Raw genomic sequence first — 20817 nt, forward strand, 5'->3', positions numbered from 1 at the left:
ACCGGCAACGGCGGAGGTCTCAATTAAGCGGCACCGGCTCGAGGATCTCAGCGCGCGCTTCTGGCGCCGCGGCCCGCAGCGCGTCGGCGGACTCGTCGTCGGGCTGTTGTTGGGACCGCACCTCCGCGTCGACGCGTGCGCAATACGTGGCGACCTCACGGTCTACGTCCTCGGCACTCCAATTCAACACCGGCGCAACGATTTCGGCGACCTCACGCGCACAGTCCACCCCGCGATGCGGATATTCGATGGAGATCCTCATCCGTCGCGCCAAGATGTCCTCCAGGTGCAGCGCGCCCTCGGCGGCCGCGGCGTACCACGCCTCGACTTTCAGATACACCGGCGCCGCGGTGATGGGATCCAAAAGGTCCGGCCGCGCTGCGGCTTGTCCGCTGGCCATCTGCAGCACCGCGCTGATCAGCGAGCCGTACCTGTCCAGCAGGTGACGCACCCGATACGGGTGCAGGCCGTAATGCGCACCGACGCTTTCGGTCTGGTTGATCAGCGCGAAGTAGCCGTCGGCCCCCAGCAGCGGCACCTTTTCGGTGATCGACGGCGCCACCCGGGCCGGGATGTACTCGGCGGCGGCGTCAACAGCGTCGGCGCCCATCACCCGGTAGGTGGTGTACTTGCCGCCGGCGATGGCGACGAGGCCGGGCGCAGGCACCGCGACCGCATGCTCACGCGACAGCTTGGACGTTTCCTCACTCTCCCCCGCCAGCAGCGGGCGGAGCCCGGCGTACACCCCGTCGATGTCGTCGTGCGTCAACGGCGTGGCCAGCACGGTGTTGACATGTCCGAGGATATAGTCGATGTCGGCCTTGGTGGCCGCCGGGTGAGCCAGGTCCAGGTTCCAGTCGGTGTCGGTGGTGCCGATGATCCAGTGCGTGCCCCAGGGGATGACGAACAGCACCGACTTCTCGGTGCGCAGGATGATGGCCACCTCGCTGACGATCCGATCGCGGGGCACGACGATGTGCACGCCCTTCGACGCGCGCACCCGGAACCGCCCGCGCTGCTTGGACAGCGCCTGAATCTCGTCGGTCCACACGCCGGTGGCGTTGATGACGACGTGGCCCCGGACCTCGGTGATCGCGCCGTCTTCGGAATCGCGAACCTGGACGCCGATGACGCGGTCGCCCTCCCGCAGCAGCGACACCACCTGCGTCGACGACCGCACCACGGCGCCGTAATGCGCCGCGGTGCGCGCCACCGTCATGGTGTGACGGGCGTCGTCGACGACGGTGTCGTAGTAGCGGATGCCGCCGATCAGCGAGCTGCGCTTGAGCCCGGGCGCCAGCCGCAGCGCACCGGCCTTGAAGAAATGTTTTTGTGCGGGAACGGATTTCGCACCGCCCAGCTGGTCGTACAGAAAAATGCCTGCGGCGACATATGGCCGTTCCCACCACCGGTTGGTCAGCGGGAACAGAAACGGCAGCGGCTTGACCAGATGCGGCGCGAGCGTGGTCAGCGACAGCTCACGTTCGTGCAGCGCCTCGCGGACCAACCCGAACTCGAGCTGCTCGAGGTATCGCAGGCCGCCGTGGAACATCTTCGAACTGCGACTGGACGTGCCGGAAGCAAAGTCACGGGCCTCGACGAGCGCCACCTTGAGCCCGCGGGTCGCCGCGTCGAGCGCGGCACCGGCACCGACCACGCCGCCGCCGATGACCACGACGTCGAACTGCTCGCTGCCGAGCCGTTCCCAAGCCTGTCGCCGCTGCTCAGGGCCCAGCAGCGTCGGCCCGTTGGCTGTGGTCGGGTCGCTCACTGTTCCAAGGTTACGTTGACTCAATCCAAATCGTCGTGCGCCATGAGCCGCCGCGCCGCCTCTGTGATTGAGCCCGACAGTGACGGATAGACCGAGAACGTCTGCGCCAGGTCCCCTACGTCGTTGCCGTTCTGCACGGCCAGTGCGATCGGCAGGATCAGCTCGGAGGCGATCGGCGCGACAACGACTCCGCCGATCACCACGCCCGTCGCGGGCCGGCAGAAGATCTTCACGAAGCCGAGACGCAGGCTCGACATCTTCGCTCTGGCGTTGGTGTTCAGCGGCAGCATGATCGTGCGGGCGGGCACGGACCCGTCGTCGATCCTGGCCTGCGGCACGCCGACCGCGGCGATCTCGGGCCGGGTGAACACCGCCGCGGCGACGGTGCGCAGCCGGATCGGGCTGAGCCCCTCTCCGAGTGCGTGGTACATCGCGATCCGGCCCTGCATGGCCGCGACCGAGGCCAGCAGCATCAATCCGGTGCAGTCGCCGGCCGCATAGATGCCGGGCACCGTCGTGCGCGACACCCGATCGACGGTCAAGTAGTTGCCGGGCCCGAGCTCGATGCCCAGGCGTTCCAGCCCCAGCCCGCTGGTATTGGGCACCGAGCCGACGGTCATCAGCGCGTGGCTGCCCTCGACGGTGCGGCCGTCGGTCATCGTCACCAGCACACCGTCGTCGGTGCGTTTGACCGAGTCGGCACGGGCGTTCTTGACAAGCGTCACACCGCGTTCGGCAAGGGCGTCCTCGAGTACGGCCGCGGCGTCGCTGTCCTCGTGCGGCAGGATCTGGTCGCGGCTGGCGACGACGGTCACCTTGACGCCGAGTTCGGTGTAGGCATTGACGAATTCGGCGCCGGTGACGCCGGAGCCGACGACGACCATGTGCTCGGGCAGCTTGTCGAGGTCGTAGAGCTGGCGCCAGTTCAGGATGCGCTCGCCGTCGGGTTCGGCGCCCGGCAGCACGCGAGGGCTTGCGCCGGTGGCGATCAGCACGACGTCGGCCTTGAGCTGGGAAACCGTGCCGTCGTGGGCGGTGACCTTGACGGTGTGCGCGGCCATGCCGGGCACGTCGTCGACGAGCTCACCGCGGCCGGCGATGAGGGTGACACCCTCGCTGCGCAGCCGCTCGGCGATGTCGGCGGACTGGGCGGCGGCGAGGCTCTTGACGCGTTCGTTGATCTTCGGCAGCTCGATCTTGGCGTCCTCGAACTCCAGCGCATAGCCGAGATCGGGGGCGCGACGTAGCTCGGTGCGCACACCCGTCGAGGCGATGAACGTCTTGGACGGCACACAGTCCCACAGCACGCATGCCCCACCGATGCCGTCGGAATCGACGACGGTGACCTCGACGATTTCGGGGCCTCGAGCCGCGGCGACCAGTGCCGCCTCATAACCGGCGGGCCCGCCGCCGATGATCACGATGCGGGTTGCCACCCGCCTAACCTAGCCAAGCCGACCGTTGATCGCCCAGTTCATTCCCGGGTCGCTTCGCTCCTGCCCTCCGGATCTACTAAGCGAAGCCTTAGGCTTTCCCCCGTGACGCTGTACGCCGCCTACGGATCGAACATGCATCCGGAACAGATGCTTGAGCGTGCTCCGCATTCGCCGATGGCGGGAACGGGCTGGCTGCACGGGTGGCGCTTGACATTCGGCGGCGAGGACATCGGCTGGGACGGCGCATTGGCCACTGTTGTTCAGGATCCGTCGTCGAAGGTCTTCGTCGTGCTCTACGACATGACGAAGGAAGACGAGAAGAACCTCGACCGCTGGGAAGGATCAGAGCTGGGCATCCACAAGAAGATCCGCTGTCGCGTCGAGCGCACGTCGTCCGATACGACAACCGATCCGGCCCTGGCGTGGCTGTATGTGGTCGACGCATGGGAAGGTGGGCTGCCGTCGGCGCGCTATCTGGGCGTCATGGCGGATGCCGCCGAAATTGCCGGCGCCCCAGCGGAATACGTGCACGATCTGCGCACCCGACCGGCGCGCAACATCGGCCCCGGCACCTGAGCGTTAGAACGCCGCGGCTTGCGCGACGATGTTGACCATCACCCGCACGCCCACCGCCAACGACCGCTCGTCGAGGTCGAACGTCGGCTGATGCAAATCCAATTGCGGACCGCGGCCCGTCCACACGCCCAGCCGCGCCATCGCGCCCGGGACTTCCTCGAGATACCAGGAGAAGTCCTCGCCACCGCCGGACTGACGCGTGTCGCACAGCACGTCGGAGCCGATCGCCTCGATGGCGTGGGTGAGGATTCGCGTCGAGATCTCCTCGTTGACCACCGGCGGCACACCGCGGCGATACTGCAGGCTGTGCTCGATACCCAAAGGCGCCAAGAGCGACGAAACGATCTCGCGCACAATCGATTCCAGTGAATCCCAGGTATCACGGCTGGCCGTGCGGATGGTGCCTGCAAGCGTGCCGGTCTGCGGGATCGCGTTGGCGGCCACGCCGGCGTTGACCGCACCCCACACCATCACGGTGCCGTTGCGCGGGTCGATGCGACGCGACAGTACCCCGGGCACACCCGTGATCAGCGTGCCCAGCCCGTAAACCAAGTCGCCGGTCAAGTGCGGGCGCGACGTGTGCCCGCCGTGCGACTGCAGCGTGACCTCGAGTTGATCGGCGGCAGAGGTGATCGGGCCCGGCCGCACGGCGACCTTGCCGACCGCCAGTCGCGGATCGCAGTGCAGCGCAAAGATCCGCGACACTCCGGTCAGCACGCCCGCCGCGATGGCGTCGATCGCGCCGCCGGGCATCAGCTCCTCGGCGGCCTGGAAGATCAGCCGGACGCCGACCGGCAGCTCGGGCACCGACGCCAGTGCGAGCGCCGCGCCCAGCAGGATGGCGGTGTGCGCGTCGTGGCCGCAGGCGTGCGTGACGTTGGGTACCACCGACGCGTACGGCGCGCCGGTCCGCTCGGCCATCGGCAGCGCATCCATATCGGCGCGCAGCGCGATCTTCGGCCCGTGCTCGGGTCCGAAGTCGCACGTCAGTCCCGTGCCGCCGGGCAACACCTTCGGGTTGAGGCCCGCGTCGGCCAGACGCGACGCGACGAACTGCGTGGTGGCGAACTCTTGGCGGCCCAGCTCGGGATGCTTGTGGAGGTGGCGGCGCCACGCGATCAGATCGTCGTAGTGGGCGTCCAGCCACAGTTCGGTGGTGTCGGCGATAGTCATGCCTCGACTCCCGCTCGCCTTCGGGAACTCATGACGCCCGCCTCGCCCGCAGGTCCAGCACCCGGTCGCGCTGGGCCGCTGTCTCGGCAAGGCTGACCACCGTGCGCGCCAGCATGATCGCGCCCTCGACGACCGCCTTGTCCGCACTGGGACCCGCCGCGGCGGTCGTGAACGCCGGCTGATGAATCGACGCTCCACCCGCCTCGATGCCGACGATCGGATGGATGCCCGGCATGACCTGTGTGACGTTGCCCATATCGGTGCTGCCCAGCGGCAGCGTGGCCTCGACGTCCTCCGCCACCGGCTGACGTCCGACCCGCAGCATCTCGCTGCGGAACACCGATGCCAGCCAGGCATCCGGTGCCAACTCCGCATAGGCCGGCGCGGTTTCGGTCACGGTGTGCGTGCAACCGGTGCCCACCGATCCCGCGGCAAAGCAGCCCGCCATCTTGTCCTCGAGCTCGTGCAGTGACTCGGAGTTCACGGCGCGCATCGTGTAGCGCAGCTCGGCCCGGCCGGGGATGACGTTGGTGGCCTGGCCGCCGTCGGTGACGATGCCGTGCACCATCTGCCCGGGCACCAGGTGCTGGCGCAGCAGGCCGATCGCGACCTGCGCGACGGTGACGGCGTCGGCGGCGTTGACACCTAGATAGGGCGCGACGGCGGCATGCGATTCGCGACCCGTGTAGCCGACGGTCACCTCGGACAGCGCCAGCGACCGCGCGGCGGCGATGTCCAGCGGCCCGGGGTGCAGCATCACGGTTGCTGCGATGTCGTCGAACGTTCCGGCCTTGAGCAGCAACGCTTTTCCGCCGCCGGCCTCCTCGGCGGGTGTGCCGAGCAGCGCCACCGTCAAGCCGAGCTCGTCGGCCACCTCGGCCAAAGCGAGCGCGGTGCCCACCGCGGACGCGGCGATGATGTTGTGCCCGCAGGCATGTCCGATGTCCGGCAGTGCGTCGTACTCCGCGCAGATGCCGACGACCAGTGGGCCGCTGCCGTAGTCGGCCCGAAACGCGGTGTCCAACCCGCCCGGTGCCGCAGTGATCGCGAAGCCGTACTCGGCGACCAGAGCCTGCGTCTTTGCGCAGCTCCGGTGTTCGGCGAATGCGAGTTCCGGCTCTGCGTGGATCGAGTGCGAAAGCTCCACCAAGTCGTCGCGGCGTCGATTGACGGCGTCTTCGACGCAACTCGACGCGGTGGCAGTGGGCATCTCAGCAGTATCTCACTGCACGCTGAGCCGCTGCCCGACAGTTAAGCTCGCCTGGATGACGAGCCCGGCGGCGGTGGCACAAGAAGCGGCGGCGGCCATCGGCGACCGCACCGGCGTCGGCAAGCACGACGTCGCCGTCGTCCTCGGATCCGGATGGGCCCCTGCCGTGGCCGAGCTCGGTGATCCGGTGGCCGTGATTCCGATGGCCGAATTGCCCGGCTTCTCCCCGCCGAGCGCCGCTGGACACGGCGGGCAAGTGCTGTCGCTGCGGATCGGTGACCACCACGTGCTGGTCCTCGTCGGCCGGATCCACGCCTACGAGGGCCACGAGCTGCGCCACGTCGTGCATCCTGTACGCGCGGCATGTGCGGCCGGCGCACAGACCGTGGTGCTGACGAATGCTGCGGGCGGGCTTCGCGAGGACTACAGCGTCGGCCAGCCGGTACTGATCAGCGACCACCTGAACCTGACCGCCCGATCGCCCCTGGTCGGGGCGCAATTCGTGGACCTCACCGACGCGTACTCGCCGCGGCTGCGCGCGATCGCCCACGAGATCGATCCGTCGCTCGCCGAGGGCGTCTACGCCGGGTTACCGGGGCCGCACTACGAGACGCCGGCCGAGATCCGGATGCTGCGCACGCTCGGGGCGGACCTGGTCGGCATGTCGACCGTGCACGAGACGATCGCCGCGCGCGCCGCGAGTGCACACGTGCTCGCGGTGTCGCTGGTGACGAATCTGGCGGCGGGGATGACGGGCCACCCGCTCAGCCATGACGAGGTGCTGGAGGCGGGCCGTCAGTCCGCGACGCGGATGGGTTCTCTGCTGTCCGCGGTCATCGCGCGAGTCTGACGACCGACACGCTTACTGATCCACACCACGCTGCGCGCCATCAGCGGCGCCGCGAACAGCATCAGCAGGATCCGCAGTACCTGGGCCGCGATGACGAACGTCACGTTGGAGCCGGTTTCCACGGCCGTCGCGAGCACCGCGTACACGCCGCCCGGACTGGTCGCCAGGTAGCCCTCCAGCGGGGTGAGCCCGGCGACGTGCGCCAGCAGGACGCCCAGGCCCGCGGTCGCGACGCCGAGCACGACGATCAGGCCGACCGCCGCGGGCAGCGTGCGACCGACGGCGCGCAGCGACTCACGCGTAAATGCCAGACCCGCTTGCCAGCCGATGAGTGCGTAGCCGATCTGCACCAGCACCATCGGTACGGCCAGCCCGAAGGACAGCCCGGTCAGCTGCAGCACGACCGTCAGTGCCAACGGCCCGAGCAGGCCTGCCCCCGGCAGCCGAATCAACCGTCCGAGCGTGGCCCCGACGGCCACCAGCACGATGAGCAGGCCGACGCTGAAATACCAAGGAGCAGAGTGGGTTTGCGTGATCGGCCCAGAGCCGTGCGACTTGTCGGCATGGTAAACCAGCGTCACGACCACCGGCATCGACGCGGTGACCAACGCGACCCTCAGGTATTGCACGACGGAGACCACGCGGTCGTCGCCGCCGAGTTCGCGGGCGATGGCGACAAGGCCGGATGCGCCACCGGCGACCAACGCCAGCGAACCGGTGAGTGGATTGACGTCGCGGTGCAGCCCGAGCAGCGCGCCCGCGCCGATGCTGAGCAACAAGGTGGCAAGGGCGACGACGGCCACGATCGGCCAATCGGAGCCCAATGCCCCGACCGCGTCCTGATGGACCATCGTGCCGATGTAGACGCCAAGGACGCCCTGCGCGATGACCCCGGCCCTGCGGGGCACCCGGCCGGGAGCCAGGGCGCCGAGAGCCAGCACGATGCCGACGACGAGGGCGGCGAACAGCGCCGCCGACGGCACACCGACGCGGGTGAGCGGGATGGTGACCGCGGCTGTCAGCGCTATCAGCAAAGCCCACCGGAGCAGTCGACGAATCACCATTGATTGCAAGTATGCCCTTGTCATTTCATGTGCGCAACACGAGTTACTAGGCGTGACAGTGCACAATTACCAAGGTATAACTTGGTTATGCACACCGCTGCGTCGTCGGCCACCGAGCTGCGGGAGTCGATGATGGCCGTGACCCGGCAGATGCGCAGACACCGGCCCGACCACGGCCTGACGCTGAGCCAGCTGGAGTTGCTGGGCGAGGTCAGTCGCACGGGCGTGACCACACCCGCCGAACTCGGCACCCGCCTCCATGTGCGGGTGCAGTCGCTGACCGACAGCATCAACGAACTGGTCAGCCGCGGCCTGATCGAGCGCAGGCCCGACGAAACCGACCGGCGTCGTCAGCTCATCGAAATCACCGACGCGGGCACGGCGCTGCTCGAGGCGGATCGCGCCGAACGCGACGCCTGGCTGCATGCGACCATGCGCGACAACCTGTCGCAGCTGGAGTTCGATCTGCTGATGCTCGTCGCTCCGGTGCTGCGCAAGCTGGCTTACACAGACGCGAAAGCGGGCACACTAGCGCCATGACTCAGTCGCGGACCTCCACGGCCGCGCAGGAGTGGATTTCTCACGACCCCGATCCCGAGACCGCAGCTGAGCTCGCCGCGTGCACCGACGACGAGCTCGCCGACCGGTTCGCGCAATCGCTGACGTTCGGCACCGCCGGGCTGCGGGGGCCCCTGCGCGGCGGGCCAAACGGCATGAATCTCGCAGTTGTCCTGCGCACCACATGGGCGATCGCCAAGGTGCTCAAGGACCGTGGGCTGGCAGGTAAGCAAGTGGTGGTCGGCCGCGACGCTCGGCACCGATCCGAGGAGTTCGCCCTGGCCGCCGCGGAAGTGCTTGCCGCCGAGGGCTTTGCGGTCACGCTGCTGTTCGTCGCCGTGCCGACGCCCGTGCTGGCGTTCACGGTGCGCCATCACCGCGCCGCGGCCGGCATCCAGATCACGGCATCGCACAACCCGCCCTCCGATAACGGCTACAAGGTGTACTTCGAGGGCGGCTTTGCCATCGTGCCGCCCGTCGACAGAGAAATCGAGGATGCGATCGCGGAGGCGCCCTACGCCGACGAAATTCCGCGGCGACCCGTCAAGCCGTCGGGTGTCGACGCGGTTCAGCACTACGTCGAGCGTGCCGCCCAAGTCCGGCACACGCACGGGTCGGTGCGGGTGGCGCTGACCCCGTTGCATGGAGTGGGCGGCGAGTTCGCAATGGACGCACTCGTGCGGGCGCGATTCTCCGATATTCACGTCGTCGAGAATCAGTTCGCGCCCGACCCGGACTTTCCCACCGTGCAGTTTCCGAACCCCGAGGAGCCCGGCGCCGTCGACGCCGTGCTGGAACTGGCCGCCGACGTCGACGCCGACATCGCCATCGCGCTCGATCCCGATGCCGACCGGTGCGCGATCGGGGTGCCGACTCCCAACGGGTGGCGCATGCTTTCCGGAGATGAAACTGGTTGGCTGCTCGGCGATTACATTTTGTCGCAGATCGAGCCGGGACCCGTCACCGAACGCACCGTGGTCGCGAGCACGGTGGTGTCATCACGCCTGCTGGCCGCGATCGCCAAGGATCACGGCGCCCGCCACGTCGAAACACTGACGGGGTTCAAGTGGCTGTCGCGCGCCGACGTCGACCAGCCGGCCTGCACACTCGTCTACGCGTACGAGGAGGCGATCGGCCACTGCGTCGACCCTGCCGCGGTGCGTGACAAGGACGGCATCAGCGCGGCGGTGCTGGCGTGCGATCTGGTTGCCGCGCTGCGCGATCGGGGCCGCACGGTGCTCGACGCCCTCGACGAGATCGCCCGCCGTCACGGCGTACACACGACAGCGGCCGTCTCCCATCCGGTTGGCGATGCGGAGGAGGCTCAAGCGATGATGTCGCGGCTGCGCCAGGATCCGCCCGACCGGCTCGGCGGCTTCGAGGTGACCGTCACCGATCTGCTGCGGGAGCACGGCCGTGGCCGCACCGACGCGCTGATCTTCTTCGGCGGCGACGGCGACAATTGGGTCCGAATGGTGGTGCGCCCATCGGGCACCGAACCAAAAATCAAGTCCTATATCGAAGTTCGGTGCGCGAATACCGGCGAGCTGGGTGCGACAAGGGCCAAGGCACGTGCAATCCAGGACGAGGTCGCCAGCGTCGCGCAGCGGTTCTAGCGGGGACCGAACTGCCGATCGCCGGCGTCGCCCAGGCCCGGCACGATGTAGGCGATGTCGTTGAGCCGCTCGTCGATGGTCGCGGTGAACAGCCGCAAGTCGGGTGCAACCTTCTCCAGCGCCGCGATGCCTTCGGGCGCGACGACGACGCAAATCGCCGTGATGTCAACGGCATTGCGGCAGCGCAGCAACTTGATGGTGTGCGCCATCGATCCGCCGGTGGCCAGCATCGGGTCGAGCACCATCACCGGCTGCGAACTCAGATCGTCGGGCAGAGACTCCAAATACGGTGTGGGTTCGTGGGTTTTTTCGTCGCGGGCGACACCGACGAAACCGACGCGAGCTTCCGGGATAAGTGCGTGCGCCTGATCGACCATGCCAAGCCCGGCCCGCAGTACGGGCACCAGCAACGGCGGATTGGCCAATCGGACGCCAGTGGTGTCGGCCAGCGGTGTGCGAACGGGAATCGTTACGGTGGCCGCGTCGCGCGTGGCTTCGTACACGAGCATCAATGTGAGGTCGCGCAGCGCCGCCCGGAACGCGGCGTTATCGGTTGCCTCGTCGCGCAGCGTGGTCAGCCGCGCGGCGGCCAGAGGGTGGTCGACGACGCGCACATCCATGCGCCGACCTTAATGCCGATTGTTTGATCCCGGAAAAATCAGCCCGGACGACAGTAGATTTGCTGATGCGCGGACTGGGAGAGGTTGCATCTGCGTCCACGCTAGGCGACTCCTGGATGCAACCACGTCGTTAAGCAGATAGCGCCGGGTCCAATTGTCGCCGTCCGACAGCCGACGGAACCGCCGGACGGTCGCCGACGTCCTAACCACATGTTCGCCGATACCGACGCTGTGCGCGCCTTCGGCGCCGCCAACTCCGCCCACGCCGCCGACCTGTCCGCGATTGCCTCGACGTTGTCGTCGCTGCCGATCGGGGCTGTCGCGACCATCATGGGCCCGGTTGCCGCCCGTTTCGTGGCCGCGCTGGCCGACGCCGCCAGCCGTGAGTCGCACGCCGTCGCGGCGCTGCGTGACAGCGTTTCTGCGGCGGGCACCACGGCACGCTCATCGGCGGCGGGCTACGAAGCCGCCGACCAGCGCGTGGGCGCATCGCTGCCACGGATCTAACAGTGCCTTCAGCCTTGGTGGCGGCCTTGTCCGCACCGATCCGTGAGGTGCAGTCGTTGGTCGGCCCTGGCTGGTCCGGCGATCGGGCCGCCGACCCTGCCAGCGTGCTGGACGGCGTGCGTGATGCCCTCACCGATGTGTCTGCGGGCGCCGGGCGAGCCTGGCACCACACCGGCGGATGGTGGTCGGGAGCCGGCGCTGACGGCGCGGCTGGATTCTCGGCGGCGACGGTCGCTGCCATCGACGCGATGGCGGTGCGCGCCGGCCAGCTAGGCGCGACGGCAGGTGCGGCAGCGGCCGCTGTCGCACGTGCCAACGAACGGTTGCGGTCGATTGTCGACGGCTTCGAGGCGCGCGCCGCGGCGCTCGAATCGCAACTGGACTCCCCCGGCGTGGCAGAGGAGCTACAGGCCGAGGCGCAGCGATCGCTGGACGAAGCCATCGCCGTGGTCGACGAGCTGCGCGAAGAGCTGGACGGGCACGCCGCCGCGGTGACGGCCCCTGCGGCCAGTGCGGCGCCGGCGACACCGGCAGGCTTCGCCGGCGGCCCCGGGATGAGCCCGCTGTCCAGCATGGGCGGGATGTCTGGCTCCAGCTTGGCCGACCTGGCGGCGCTCGCGCCGCCAGAGGCCGGACTGCCGATGCCCGATGCCGCGACGTTCGGCGACGGCGTTGCCGTCCGGCTACCCGACGGCAGCACGACCATGGCGCCGAATGCCGTCGCGGCCAGCGCGGTTCGGCATGCGCTGACCCAGCTCGGCGTGCCGTACCACTGGGGAGGAACCACACCGGGTGTCGGCCTGGACTGCAGCGGCTTGACGCAGTGGGCGTATCACGAAGCAGGCCTGGCCATCCCGCGACTGGCGCAGGAACAGGATGTCGGCGCCGCGGTCGATCCCGGTTCGTTGCGGCCGGGCGACCTGGCGGTGTGGGACGGTCACGTCGCGATGATTGTGGGCAACAACACGATGATCGAGGCGGGCGATCCGGTACAGCTCTCGCCCGTCAGGACCACGAACGCCGGGCAGGGATTCCAGGGTTTCTTCCGGCCGACTGCGTGATCAGATACGTTGTGGCACAGTGGCTTCGAGCTCGCCGTTCATCGGAGTTGGCGGTCCAGATTGTAGGCGGCGCTGATGAGCGCCAGGTGCGTAAGAGCCTGGGGGAAGTTGCCGAGCTGCTCACCCGTCGGCCCGATCTCCTCCGAGTAGAGCCCGACGTGGTTTGCGTAGGTGAGCATCTTCTCGAAGGCCAGCCGCGCCTCGTCAAGGCGCCCCGCCCGCGCGAGGGCCTCGACCCACCAGAACGAGCACGTCGAGAACGTCGCTTCCTCGCCCTCCAATCCGTCCGGTGACCCGTGAACGTTGTAGCGGTAGACGAGGCTGTCGGAAACCAACTCGGCGGTGATGGCATCGAGTGTGGAGATCCAGCGCGGGTCGGTGGGCGCGATGAACTTGCACAGCGGCATGAGCAATAGCGAGGCGTCGAGCATGTCGCAGTCGTAATGCTGGACGAACGCCCGCCGCCTTGGATTCCAGCCGCGCTCCATGATCTGGTTGTAAATGCGGTCACGTACCTCGCTCCAGCGGGTGATGTCTGCCGGCAGTCCCCGCTGGCGGGCGATCCGGATCGCGCGCTCGACTGCGACCCAGCTCATCAGGCGGGAGTAGGTGTAGTTACGGCGACCGCCGCGCGCCTCCCAGATGCCCTCATCGGGCTGGTCCCAATGGTCCATCAGCCACTCGAGGCTGTGGGTGAGGTCCATCCATCCGTCGTAGTAGATGGGCAGCCCGAATTTGTTACACAGATAGATCGAGTCCATCAGCTCGCCGTAGATGTCGAGTTGCAGCTGGGTCGCTGCCCCGTTGCCGATGCGCACCGGCGCCGAGCCCCGGTAACCTTCGAGGTGCGTGAGCACCTCCTCGGGCAAATCCTCGCGCCCATCGATGCCGTACATGATCTGCAGCGGGCCGGACTCGTGGTCGGCGTAACGGAAGCGCCTCTGCAGCCAGTTCATGAAGGCGCCGGCCTCTTCAGTGAACCCCAGCGTTAGCAGCGCATAGAGCGTGAAGGCGGCGTCGCGCATCCATGTGTAGCGGTAGTCCCAGTTGCGCACGCCGCCGAGGTGCTCCGGCAGGCTAGTGGTTGGGGCTGCCACGATCGCGCCGGTGGGCGCATATGTGAGCAACTTGAGCGTGAGGGCGGAGCGATGCACCATTTCCCGCCAGCGCCCGCTGTAGCGGGAGCGGCTCAGCCAACCCCGCCAGAACGCCACAGTCGCGTCGAACTCGGCGGCGACGTCGGCATCGGAGTACGTAACCGGCATCTCGCCGGGCTCGACACAGTCGAGCACGAAAGTGGCTGTCTCCCCGGCTCTGACGGCAAAGTGCGCGCGGACGTCGTGAGGGTTGACCACCTCCAGTGGGCAGCGCGTCGACAGGCTCAACCCGAGCGCCGGGCTGCGGAACAGCGCGCCGTGCTCAGTGAGCGCGACCTCGTGGTGTGCGCGGGCGTAGTCGAAGCGCGGGGCGACGTCGACGACGAATCGCACGTGTCCGCGCACGGCGACTACCCGGCGGACGATGCGGTGACGATATGCCGGCTCGGCGGTACGCGGCGGCATGAAGTCCTGTACCTCCCCCACTCCGTCGGGCATCAGGAAGCGCGTTATGAGGATGTTGGTATCGGGCAGGTAGAGCTGCTTGGAGCTCCAGCCTTCGCAGTCTGGCCAGATGCGGAACAGGCCGCCGCGGTCGGCGTCGAGGATCGCCGCGAAGACGCTCGGCGAGTCGAACCGAGGACAGCAGTACCAGTCGATCGTCCCGTCGGTGCCAACGAGCGCGACCGTGTATAAGTCGCCAATCAGACCATGCTCGGCGATGGGCAGATAGCGCACCCTTTGTCCCCGCGAGACTCCACCACACACGTCGGGCACCATCACGGAGCGTCCTCGTCGGCCTAGGACACGAGTACCAGTTTGCCCGTCGCCGCCGTGCGTTCGAGCAGCTCGTGAGCCCGACGAGCATCGGACAGCGGCAGGCGCTCGGCTACAACCGGGTGGATCTTGCCCTTACGAAGGAGCTCGAGCAGCGCCCGGAAGTCCTCTCGATACCAGTCCTGGTGAGGGATGCGTAGCTTTTGGATCCGGTAGGCGAGCACCCGTCGCCGGGGCGAGAGTAAACCCCACAGCGCGACGATCGCGGTTCCCGCGTACCACCCGAACACCGCTGGCCAATTCTTGCGCCCGTGCTGGATGGTGTTCTGGCGGCCGTAGATCACAAGTCTTCCGCGGGGCCGCAATGCGCGGAAGGAGCGGAGCGACGTTGAGCCGCCGAACGGGTCGAGGGCGATGTCCACACCGTCGCCGGTCAGCTTGCGCACCTGCGTCAGGAAATCCTCATTGCGGTAGTCGATCGCCACCGCACCCAACCGCTCGACCGCGGCACGGTCGTCCGCCGAAGCCGTCCCGTAGACGCGGAGTCCGGCCGCAGCCGCGAGTTCGAGGACCGCGGTGCCCACCCTGCCGGCCGCGCCGTGCACAAGCACCGTCTCCCCGCTCTTTGCCCTCGCTGCGCGGTGAAGCATCTGGTACGCGGTCATGTAGATGAAGACGAGGCTCAGGACCTCGGCCGGGTCGAGGTCTTCGGGCACCTCGACCGCGTATCGCTCCGGAACGCAGACACTCTCCGCGTTGGCGCCCCACTGCGTCAGCGACCCGACCCGGTCTCCCACATGCAGCCTCGAGCAGCCCGGGCCGACCTCATCGACGACCCCGACGAGCTCGTAACCCGGCGTAAAAGGCGGCTTCGGGCCGCCGAGGTACGTGCCGGCGCGCATCTGGGCATCGCTGAGTGACACCCCCGAGGCCAGAACTTGGACGCGGACCTCACCCGAACCTGGTCGCGGATCGCATTCCTCCACCACGCTGACAACTTCAGGGCCGCCGAAATGGTCGACAATGACACGCTTCATGACCCGACCTCCTCCTTGGCAGGGTGCCGATATACGCGAAAACTGTTGCGAGTAGCCGATATTGGACCTCCTGCCACGCTCACGCAAGTTGCAAACCAGCACCCCCACCGTTTGCCTCGGCGCGCTGTGTGCGCCAGAGTCGGAAGTCCTCGCGGCGAATGCCATTCGTCACCTATGGATGCTTCCGCCCTCTGCGTAAGCCGCTGATGGTGTCGCCGAACGGATGGCCATCATGGCATCGCCCGGCGACAATGGAAGCGGCCGATCAGGTACAGCTCTCGCCCATCAGGACCACGAACGCCGGGCAGGGATTCCATGGCTTCTTCCGGCCGACCGCCTGACGACGTCGAGGTTCTCGACGCGATGGCACGTCGCTTCGACGAGGTGATGGGGCGGGCCCACGGACGGGTGGCAGCGATCGATCGGATCGTTGACGAGCTGGGCGGGCTCGAGGACGCCGAGGAGCGCCGTCGATGCCTGCTCGGTGATTTGGCCGTCGATCTCGATGGCTAGGCTGTCGCGCATGGCTGCTGACATCGTGTCGATCCGGCTCGGGCTGACCAAGGGTGACCTCTACACATTGTGGGCGCCACGCTGGCGCGACGCTGGCGACGAGTGGGAGGCCTTCCTCGGCAAGGACGACGACCTGTATGCGTTCGAGTCGGTCGCCGACCTGGTGGCGTTCGTCAGGACCAACAGCGACAACGACCTCAATGACCATCCGGCTTGGGAGAAGTTGACCGAGGCGAACGCGCATCGGCTCGACCCGACCGAGGAGCGGCAGTACGACCTCGTCGGCGTGCCCGAATTGGTGGCCGAGAAGCTCAACGAGGAGGCGGTCACCGAGCTGCACCGCACCCTGGCGATCGTGTCGGCCATCGGATCGGTGTGCGAGCTGCCCGCGGTGAGCAAATTCTTCAACGGCAATCCGGTGCTGTCCACCCTGGGCGGCGGCATCGACGCGTTCGCAGGCCGCAGCGGGCGCAAGCGCTGGGCGGAGATCGAGGCGGTGATCGGGCGCGGCTGGGACAACGTCGTCGACGCGGTCGACACCATCATCAGCACACCCGACGTCGACGAGGCCGCCTCGGAGAAGGCGGCGGCCGAGCTGGCCGAACCCGCCCCCGAGCCTGAGCCTGAGCCCGAGGTAGTCGAGGAGATCGTCGACACGGAGGAGGAACCCGAGGACGACGTCGAGGAGACCGACGACCTCGAAGACCACGCCGACGGCCTCGTGCTGGGCAGCGACGACGATTTCTGGCTCAAGGTCGGCATCGACCCGGTCCGGATCATGACCGGTGCAGGCACGTACTACACCCTGCGCTGCTATCTGGACGACGAGCCGATCTTCTTGGGCCGCAACGGAAGACTCAGCGTATTCACTTCCGAGCGATCCCTGGCGCGCTATCTGGCCGACGAACACGACCACGACCTGTCGGATCTGGCCACCTACGACGATATCCGTACGGCGGCCACCGACGGCTCGCTGGAGATCAACGTCACCGACGACAACATCTACGTGCTGACCGGCATCGCGGACGACCTCGCCGACGGACCCGACTCCGTCGACCGTGACCAGCTCGAGCTGGCCGTCGAATTCCTCAGGGACGTAGGCGATTACGCCGAGGACACCACCGCCGAGGAGACGCTGGACGCCGATCAGCCGTTGGGACGCTTTGTCGCCCACGTACTGGATCCCGACACCGTCCGACAGCCGAACCCGCCGTACGCCAAGGCCGTTGAACAGTGGGAGGCGCTGGAGGCCTTCGTCGAGTCGCGGCTGCGCCAGGAGTAGCGCTACAGCTCGGTGGCCCGCGGATGGCGCGGTTCGTAGAGCCCGAGTTGGCCTCCGCCGGGAAGCCGGATGCTGGTCAACAAACCCCAGCGTTCCTCGCTGACCGGTCCGCACGTCACGCCCTTGGCGGCCAGGTTTTCGATCGTGGCGTTGACGTCGTCGCACATCAGGTACAGCTCCTGCGAACCGGCGCCATCTGCCGGGTGGACGGCCACCTCGGCGGGCGGGAGTCTGAAAATCAGCCAGCCGCCGCCGACGTCGACGTGCGGATACTCCAGGACGTCGCGGAAGAAGGCGCGGTCCGCCTCCGCGTCGCGGCTGTAGACGATGACATGAGCGCCGATAATCATGGCGGCCACGATACGACTTCACGATGAATTCCCGGCCCCACGCCGGTCTGTCCTGCTATGACATTGCCTATCAACACCACCACTCGTATCGTCACCGTCCCCGGCGCCCGCCTGCACTACGAGATGCGCGGGTCGGGTCCGTTGCTCCTTGTCATCGGTTCGCCGATGTCGTCGGCGGAGTTCGCGCCGGTGGCCGGTGCACTCGCCGGCGACCACACCGTCGTCACATACGACCCGCGCGGCCACGCCAACAGCACGATCGACGACCCCGATGAAGACGCCACCGCCGAGTCGCGCGCCGACGACATTGCCGCCATCCTCGACGACCTCCGTGCCGAGTCGGCCGACGTGTTCGGCTCCAGCGGCGGCGCGGTGACGGGGCTGGCGTTGGTGGTCCGGCATCCGGGACGGGTGCGCACCCTCGTCGCGCACGAGCCGCCGCTCCTCGAACTACTCCCCGATGCCGCGCAGCAACGCGCGAACACCGAAGACATCATCGACACGTTCCACACGTCCGGCCTGCACGCAGCCTGGTACAAGTTCATGCTCAACGCCGGCTTCGACATGAGCGCGCCCGACGGTGCGCCGGTGGAGGCTCCGCCCCAACCGTCCGATGACGAACTCAAGGAGGCCGTGCGGTTCTTCGACCATGAGCTGCGGCCGACGACGCGGTACCTGCCAGACATCGAGACGCTGAAGAACAGTTCGTCGCGGGTTCTCGTCGGGCTCGGCGTGGATTCCGGTGCGCTCGTCACGCATCGAACCTCCACGGCGCTGGCCCAGCTGCTCGGCTCCACACCGGTGGAGTTCCCTGGAGACCACGGCGGATTCCTCGGTGCGCCGGGCGATTTCGCGCGCCGACTCACCGAGGTTCTCCGCGGCTAGTAGCTCCTATACGGACAACGCGTCCCGAAGGACGGCAGCCTGCTTCTGGCCGTAGTCGGTGACAAGGTCGACGGGCGCCGGATCGTTGGCAGGGCCTTCGAACTCGACCGTCGTGAACGCGTCACCTTCGGTGAACGTCAGCACCGCAACGGATTTGGTCCCGTCCGGAGACGTCCCGGCAACGATCGACCCACCGGTGCCGACGGGCGCAACCTGTGGCGTACCGACGACCTGGCTGGATACCCCTCCCCTGGCTTGGTCCATCGCGGCCGCCGCCGCCTGGGGGCTGGCCAGCACGAGAATCGTGTCGGTGACCGTGCGGCTGCCGTCACGGTGCGAATAGGTTGCTTCAATGCCCGGCTGTCCCTGGGGATTCTGTATCGGCGCGGCCGCGATGTAGGCGGTCGAGTCGACGACGTCATTGGGGTTGACGGGCAACGCACCGTAATCCGGTTGCGCTGCCGCAGAACCCATCCCGGCGATCATTGCGCCGATCGCCACGAAACCGGCCGCGATTGCCCCGTGCGCTCCCCTCGTCCTCAGCATGGGTAGCAGCCCCACCCACGCCAGCCGTCGCGCCAGAACCAACCGGGGCCGCAGCCCATATTGCCCGTCGTGCCCTGGCAGTCCAACGCCTTCACCGTCGGCGTTGGCGGCTGGGTGTAGACGACTGTGTCGTGCGACGGCTGCGCGGCCTGCGCGGCCTGCGCAGTCTGCGCGGTAATCAACGAACCGAACAGCATCGCCACACCGGCAACTGTCATCATGAATTTCCGCATCGAATTCTCCCCTCGACGAGTGATGCGGCGTATGACGTTACGCCGCACCCGTCCGGGAATTGGCTAATTTGACGACTTAGCCAATAAGAACGGCGAAGCGCGGCTTGATGACTTCGTCGATGATCGCCAGCCGCTCGTCGAACGGGATGAACGCCGACTTCATCGCGTTGATCGTGAAACGCTCCAGATCACTCCAGCCGTAGCCGAACGCCTCCACCAGCCGCAGCATTTCCTGGGTCATGGTGGTGTCGCTCATCAACCGGTTGTCGGTGTTGACGGTGACGCGGAACCGCAGCCGCGCCAGCCGATCGAACGGATGCTCGGCGATGCTGCCGACCGCGCCCGTCTGCACGTTGCTGCTCGGACACATCTCGAACGGAATCCGCTTGTCGCGCAACAGCGATGCGAGCCGGCCCAGCTTCGCGGTGCCGTCGGGGGCCACGGTGATGTCGTCGACGATCCGCACACCGTGGCCGAGCCGGTCGGCGCCGCAGAACGCGATGGCCTCGTGAATGGATGGCAAACCAAAGGCTTCGCCGGCGTGAATTGTGAAGCGGGCGTTGTTACCTCGCATGTACTCGAACGCGTCAAGGTGGCGGGTAGGCGGGTAACCGGCTTCGGCGCCTGCGATGTCGAAACCCACCACGCCCTTGTCGCGGAAGCGGATAGCCAATTCGGCGATCTCTCTCGACCGGGCGGCGTGGCGCATGGCGGTGACGAGGCAGCGCACGGTGATGGCGCGGCCCTCGGCGCTGGCGGCCTTCTCGCCGTCGGCGAATCCGGACAGCACGGAGTCGACGACGGCATCGAGTGACAAGCCACCGTCGATGTGAAGCTCGGGCGCGAACCGGATTTCGGCGTAGACGACGTTGTCGGCGGCCAGGTCCTCGACGCATTCGTAGGCCACCCGGTGCAGCGCCTCCGGTGTCTGCATGACCCCGACCGTGTGCGCAAAGGGCTCCAGGTAGCGCACCAGCGATCCGCTGTGCGCCGCGGTCCGAAACCACGTCGCAAGCTCGTCGACCTCGGTCGCGGGCAGCTCGTCATAGCCGTTCTGTCCGGCCAGCTCGAGCACCGTGGCCGGACGAAGCCCGCCGTCGAGATGGTCGTGCAAAAGCGCCTTGGGAGCGCGCCCGATCGAATCCAGGGTCAACGGTGTCGTCATGGACAGATCCGATCGATGATCAGCGGCCGCTGTTCCGGCGCATGGTCGTCGACGCTCCAGCCACCGTCGAGTTCGGCCATGGCCGCCCCGAAACGTTCCGGCGTGTCGGTGTAGAGCGTGAACAACGGCTCCCCGGCGGCGACGGGCTCGCCGGGACGGCGATGGATGCGAAGTCCTGCGCCTGCCTGCACTCGGTCACCGGGGAGGGAGCGGCCCGCCCCGAGCCGCCACACCGTCAGTCCCACCGCCATCGCGTCGATACCGCCCATCGTGCCATTGCGCGGCGCGGTGATGGTCTCGGAATGCGCACCGACCGGCAGCGGCTGGGACAAGTCGCCGCCCTGCGCAGCCACCAACTCGCGGAACCGGTCCATCGCCGAGCCGTCACGTAATGTCTCGGCGGGATCGGCGCGGTCGAGCCCGGCCGCGTCGAGCATCTCGGTGGCCAGTGCCAAAGTCAGGTCCACCACGTCGGCGGGGCCGCCGCCTG

General features: G+C 67.7%; 21 protein-coding genes and 1 pseudogene. 9 read left to right on the forward strand and 13 right to left on the reverse strand.

The window, feature by feature from the left end:
• Positions 1-19: 19 nt before the first annotated feature.
• Positions 20-1771 carry a glycerol-3-phosphate dehydrogenase/oxidase gene (locus tag VJV41_RS28790; protein ID WP_325339641.1) on the reverse strand — a complete coding sequence of 584 codons (1752 nt, stop codon included), beginning with the start codon at positions 1769-1771 and terminating at the stop codon, positions 20-22.
• 20 nt (positions 1772-1791) lie between these two features.
• Positions 1792-3207, reverse strand: a complete 1416-nt coding sequence (locus VJV41_RS28795; protein WP_325339643.1) for an NAD(P)H-quinone dehydrogenase — start codon at positions 3205-3207, stop codon at positions 1792-1794.
• A gap of 102 nt (positions 3208-3309) precedes the next feature.
• On the opposite strand from VJV41_RS28795, the gene VJV41_RS28800 reads away from it, so the two are divergent.
• Positions 3310-3783, forward strand: coding sequence for a gamma-glutamylcyclotransferase (locus tag VJV41_RS28800; protein ID WP_325339645.1), 474 nt, complete (start codon positions 3310-3312; stop codon positions 3781-3783).
• Between the two features lie 3 nt (positions 3784-3786).
• Here VJV41_RS28800 and VJV41_RS28805 read toward each other — a convergent pair whose 3' ends face one another.
• A complete protein-coding gene (locus VJV41_RS28805; protein ID WP_325339647.1) occupies positions 3787-4956 on the reverse strand; it encodes an amidohydrolase in 1170 nt (389 codons plus the stop codon).
• 28 nt (positions 4957-4984) lie between these two features.
• Entirely contained in the window at positions 4985-6166 is a 1182-nt protein-coding gene (locus VJV41_RS28810) for a M20 family metallopeptidase (protein WP_325339649.1), read from the reverse strand.
• A 55-nt stretch (positions 6167-6221) separates the two neighbouring features.
• Between VJV41_RS28810 and VJV41_RS28815 the strand changes: the two genes are divergently transcribed.
• Positions 6222-7016 (forward strand): purine-nucleoside phosphorylase, encoded by a 795-nt coding sequence (locus VJV41_RS28815; RefSeq protein ID WP_325339651.1) that lies wholly within the window; start codon positions 6222-6224, stop codon positions 7014-7016.
• On the opposite strand, the gene VJV41_RS28820 is transcribed toward VJV41_RS28815, so the two are convergent.
• Positions 6962-8080: an AbrB family transcriptional regulator gene (locus VJV41_RS28820; protein WP_325339653.1), complete on the reverse strand. Its 1119-nt coding sequence runs from the start codon at positions 8078-8080 to the stop codon at positions 6962-6964. The two genes, VJV41_RS28815 and VJV41_RS28820, sit on opposite strands and share 55 nt — an antisense overlap.
• A gap of 87 nt (positions 8081-8167) precedes the next feature.
• Between VJV41_RS28820 and VJV41_RS28825 the strand changes: the two genes are divergently transcribed.
• Positions 8168-8620 (forward strand): MarR family winged helix-turn-helix transcriptional regulator, encoded by a 453-nt coding sequence (locus tag VJV41_RS28825; protein WP_325339655.1) that lies wholly within the window; start codon positions 8168-8170, stop codon positions 8618-8620.
• Positions 8617-10254 carry a phospho-sugar mutase gene (locus tag VJV41_RS28830; RefSeq protein ID WP_325339657.1) on the forward strand — a complete coding sequence of 546 codons (1638 nt, stop codon included), beginning with the start codon at positions 8617-8619 and terminating at the stop codon, positions 10252-10254. Before VJV41_RS28825 ends, VJV41_RS28830 begins: the two co-directional genes overlap by 4 nt.
• Here VJV41_RS28830 and upp read toward each other — a convergent pair.
• On the reverse strand, positions 10251-10874 hold the full coding sequence (gene upp, locus VJV41_RS28835; protein WP_325339659.1) for a uracil phosphoribosyltransferase: 624 nt from the start codon (positions 10872-10874) through the stop codon (positions 10251-10253). The two genes, VJV41_RS28830 and upp, sit on opposite strands and share 4 nt — an antisense overlap.
• A gap of 210 nt (positions 10875-11084) precedes the next feature.
• On the opposite strand from upp, the gene VJV41_RS28840 reads away from it, so the two are divergent.
• Entirely contained in the window at positions 11085-11381 is a 297-nt protein-coding gene (locus VJV41_RS28840; protein ID WP_325339661.1) for a hypothetical protein, read from the forward strand.
• Between the two features lie 2 nt (positions 11382-11383).
• Positions 11384-12442, forward strand: a complete 1059-nt coding sequence (locus VJV41_RS28845; protein ID WP_325339663.1) for a C40 family peptidase — start codon at positions 11384-11386, stop codon at positions 12440-12442.
• Between the two features lie 38 nt (positions 12443-12480).
• Here VJV41_RS28845 and VJV41_RS28850 read toward each other — a convergent pair whose 3' ends face one another.
• Both VJV41_RS28850 and VJV41_RS28855 read right to left on the reverse strand, forming a co-directional pair.
• Entirely contained in the window at positions 12481-14319 is a 1839-nt protein-coding gene (locus tag VJV41_RS28850; protein ID WP_325339680.1) for a glycoside hydrolase family 15 protein, read from the reverse strand.
• A 20-nt stretch (positions 14320-14339) separates the two neighbouring features.
• Positions 14340-15353, reverse strand: coding sequence for a medium chain dehydrogenase/reductase family protein (locus VJV41_RS28855; protein ID WP_325339664.1), 1014 nt, complete (start codon positions 15351-15353; stop codon positions 14340-14342).
• A gap of 315 nt (positions 15354-15668) precedes the next feature.
• Between VJV41_RS28855 and VJV41_RS28860 the strand changes: the two genes are divergently transcribed.
• Together VJV41_RS28860 and VJV41_RS28865 are read left to right on the forward strand one after the other, a co-directional pair.
• Entirely contained in the window at positions 15669-15866 is a 198-nt protein-coding gene (locus VJV41_RS28860) for a hypothetical protein (protein ID WP_325339666.1), read from the forward strand.
• 10 nt (positions 15867-15876) lie between these two features.
• Entirely contained in the window at positions 15877-17148 is a 1272-nt protein-coding gene (locus VJV41_RS28865) for a primosomal protein (protein ID WP_325339668.1), read from the forward strand.
• A gap of 2 nt (positions 17149-17150) precedes the next feature.
• Here VJV41_RS28865 and VJV41_RS28870 read toward each other — a convergent pair whose 3' ends face one another.
• Positions 17151-17498 carry an extradiol dioxygenase gene (locus VJV41_RS28870; RefSeq protein ID WP_325339670.1) on the reverse strand — a complete coding sequence of 116 codons (348 nt, stop codon included), beginning with the start codon at positions 17496-17498 and terminating at the stop codon, positions 17151-17153.
• 57 nt (positions 17499-17555) lie between these two features.
• On the opposite strand from VJV41_RS28870, the gene VJV41_RS28875 reads away from it, so the two are divergent.
• The gene (locus VJV41_RS28875; protein WP_325339672.1) at positions 17556-18383 is read left to right on the forward strand and encodes an alpha/beta hydrolase; all 828 of its coding nucleotides are present in this window, start codon (positions 17556-17558) and stop codon (positions 18381-18383) included.
• A gap of 6 nt (positions 18384-18389) precedes the next feature.
• Here VJV41_RS28875 and VJV41_RS28880 read toward each other — a convergent pair whose 3' ends face one another.
• The 4 genes and pseudogenes from VJV41_RS28880 to VJV41_RS28895 form a co-directional block, all read right to left on the reverse strand.
• The gene (locus tag VJV41_RS28880) at positions 18390-18929 is read right to left on the reverse strand and encodes a hypothetical protein (RefSeq protein ID WP_325339674.1); all 540 of its coding nucleotides are present in this window, start codon (positions 18927-18929) and stop codon (positions 18390-18392) included.
• Complete coding sequence (locus VJV41_RS28885) at positions 18923-19162, reverse strand: hypothetical protein (protein ID WP_325339676.1); 240 nt, start codon at positions 19160-19162, stop codon at positions 18923-18925. Before VJV41_RS28885 ends, VJV41_RS28880 begins: the two co-directional genes overlap by 7 nt.
• A gap of 76 nt (positions 19163-19238) precedes the next feature.
• Complete coding sequence (locus tag VJV41_RS28890) at positions 19239-20327, reverse strand: adenosine deaminase (protein ID WP_325339678.1); 1089 nt, start codon at positions 20325-20327, stop codon at positions 19239-19241.
• Positions 20324-20817 (reverse strand): annotated as a pseudogene (locus VJV41_RS28895) (thymidine phosphorylase); the annotation flags it as partial. The pseudogene VJV41_RS28895 and the gene VJV41_RS28890, both read right to left, overlap by 4 nt.

The organism is Mycobacterium sp. (genome assembly GCF_035274705.1).
In the GTDB taxonomy this organism is placed as follows: domain Bacteria; phylum Actinomycetota; class Actinomycetes; order Mycobacteriales; family Mycobacteriaceae; genus Mycobacterium.

Bases quoted from the DNA above. Each gene is read 5' to 3' on its own strand.
- VJV41_RS28815 (WP_325339651.1), top strand. From the start codon at position 6,222: ATGACGAGCCCGGCGGCGGTGGCACAAGAAGCGGCGGCGGCCATCGGC.
- VJV41_RS28870 (WP_325339670.1), bottom strand. From the start codon at position 17,498: ATGATTATCGGCGCTCATGTCATCGTCTACAGCCGCGACGCGGAGGCG.
- VJV41_RS28840 (WP_325339661.1), top strand. From the start codon at position 11,085: ATGTTCGCCGATACCGACGCTGTGCGCGCCTTCGGCGCCGCCAACTCC.
- VJV41_RS28875 (WP_325339672.1), top strand. From the start codon at position 17,556: ATGACATTGCCTATCAACACCACCACTCGTATCGTCACCGTCCCCGGC.
- VJV41_RS28855 (WP_325339664.1), bottom strand. From the start codon at position 15,353: ATGAAGCGTGTCATTGTCGACCATTTCGGCGGCCCTGAAGTTGTCAGC.
- VJV41_RS28890 (WP_325339678.1), bottom strand. From the start codon at position 20,327: ATGACGACACCGTTGACCCTGGATTCGATCGGGCGCGCTCCCAAGGCG.
- upp (WP_325339659.1), bottom strand. From the start codon at position 10,874: ATGGATGTGCGCGTCGTCGACCACCCTCTGGCCGCCGCGCGGCTGACC.
- VJV41_RS28805 (WP_325339647.1), bottom strand. From the start codon at position 4,956: ATGACTATCGCCGACACCACCGAACTGTGGCTGGACGCCCACTACGAC.
- VJV41_RS28860 (WP_325339666.1), top strand. From the start codon at position 15,669: ATGGCTTCTTCCGGCCGACCGCCTGACGACGTCGAGGTTCTCGACGCG.
- VJV41_RS28825 (WP_325339655.1), top strand. From the start codon at position 8,168: ATGCACACCGCTGCGTCGTCGGCCACCGAGCTGCGGGAGTCGATGATG.
- VJV41_RS28885 (WP_325339676.1), bottom strand. From the start codon at position 19,162: ATGCGGAAATTCATGATGACAGTTGCCGGTGTGGCGATGCTGTTCGGT.
- VJV41_RS28830 (WP_325339657.1), top strand. From the start codon at position 8,617: ATGACTCAGTCGCGGACCTCCACGGCCGCGCAGGAGTGGATTTCTCAC.
- VJV41_RS28810 (WP_325339649.1), bottom strand. From the start codon at position 6,166: ATGCCCACTGCCACCGCGTCGAGTTGCGTCGAAGACGCCGTCAATCGA.
- VJV41_RS28850 (WP_325339680.1), bottom strand. From the start codon at position 14,319: ATGGTGCCCGACGTGTGTGGTGGAGTCTCGCGGGGACAAAGGGTGCGC.
- VJV41_RS28820 (WP_325339653.1), bottom strand. From the start codon at position 8,080: ATGGTGATTCGTCGACTGCTCCGGTGGGCTTTGCTGATAGCGCTGACA.
- VJV41_RS28865 (WP_325339668.1), top strand. From the start codon at position 15,877: ATGGCTGCTGACATCGTGTCGATCCGGCTCGGGCTGACCAAGGGTGAC.
- VJV41_RS28880 (WP_325339674.1), bottom strand. From the start codon at position 18,929: ATGCTGAGGACGAGGGGAGCGCACGGGGCAATCGCGGCCGGTTTCGTG.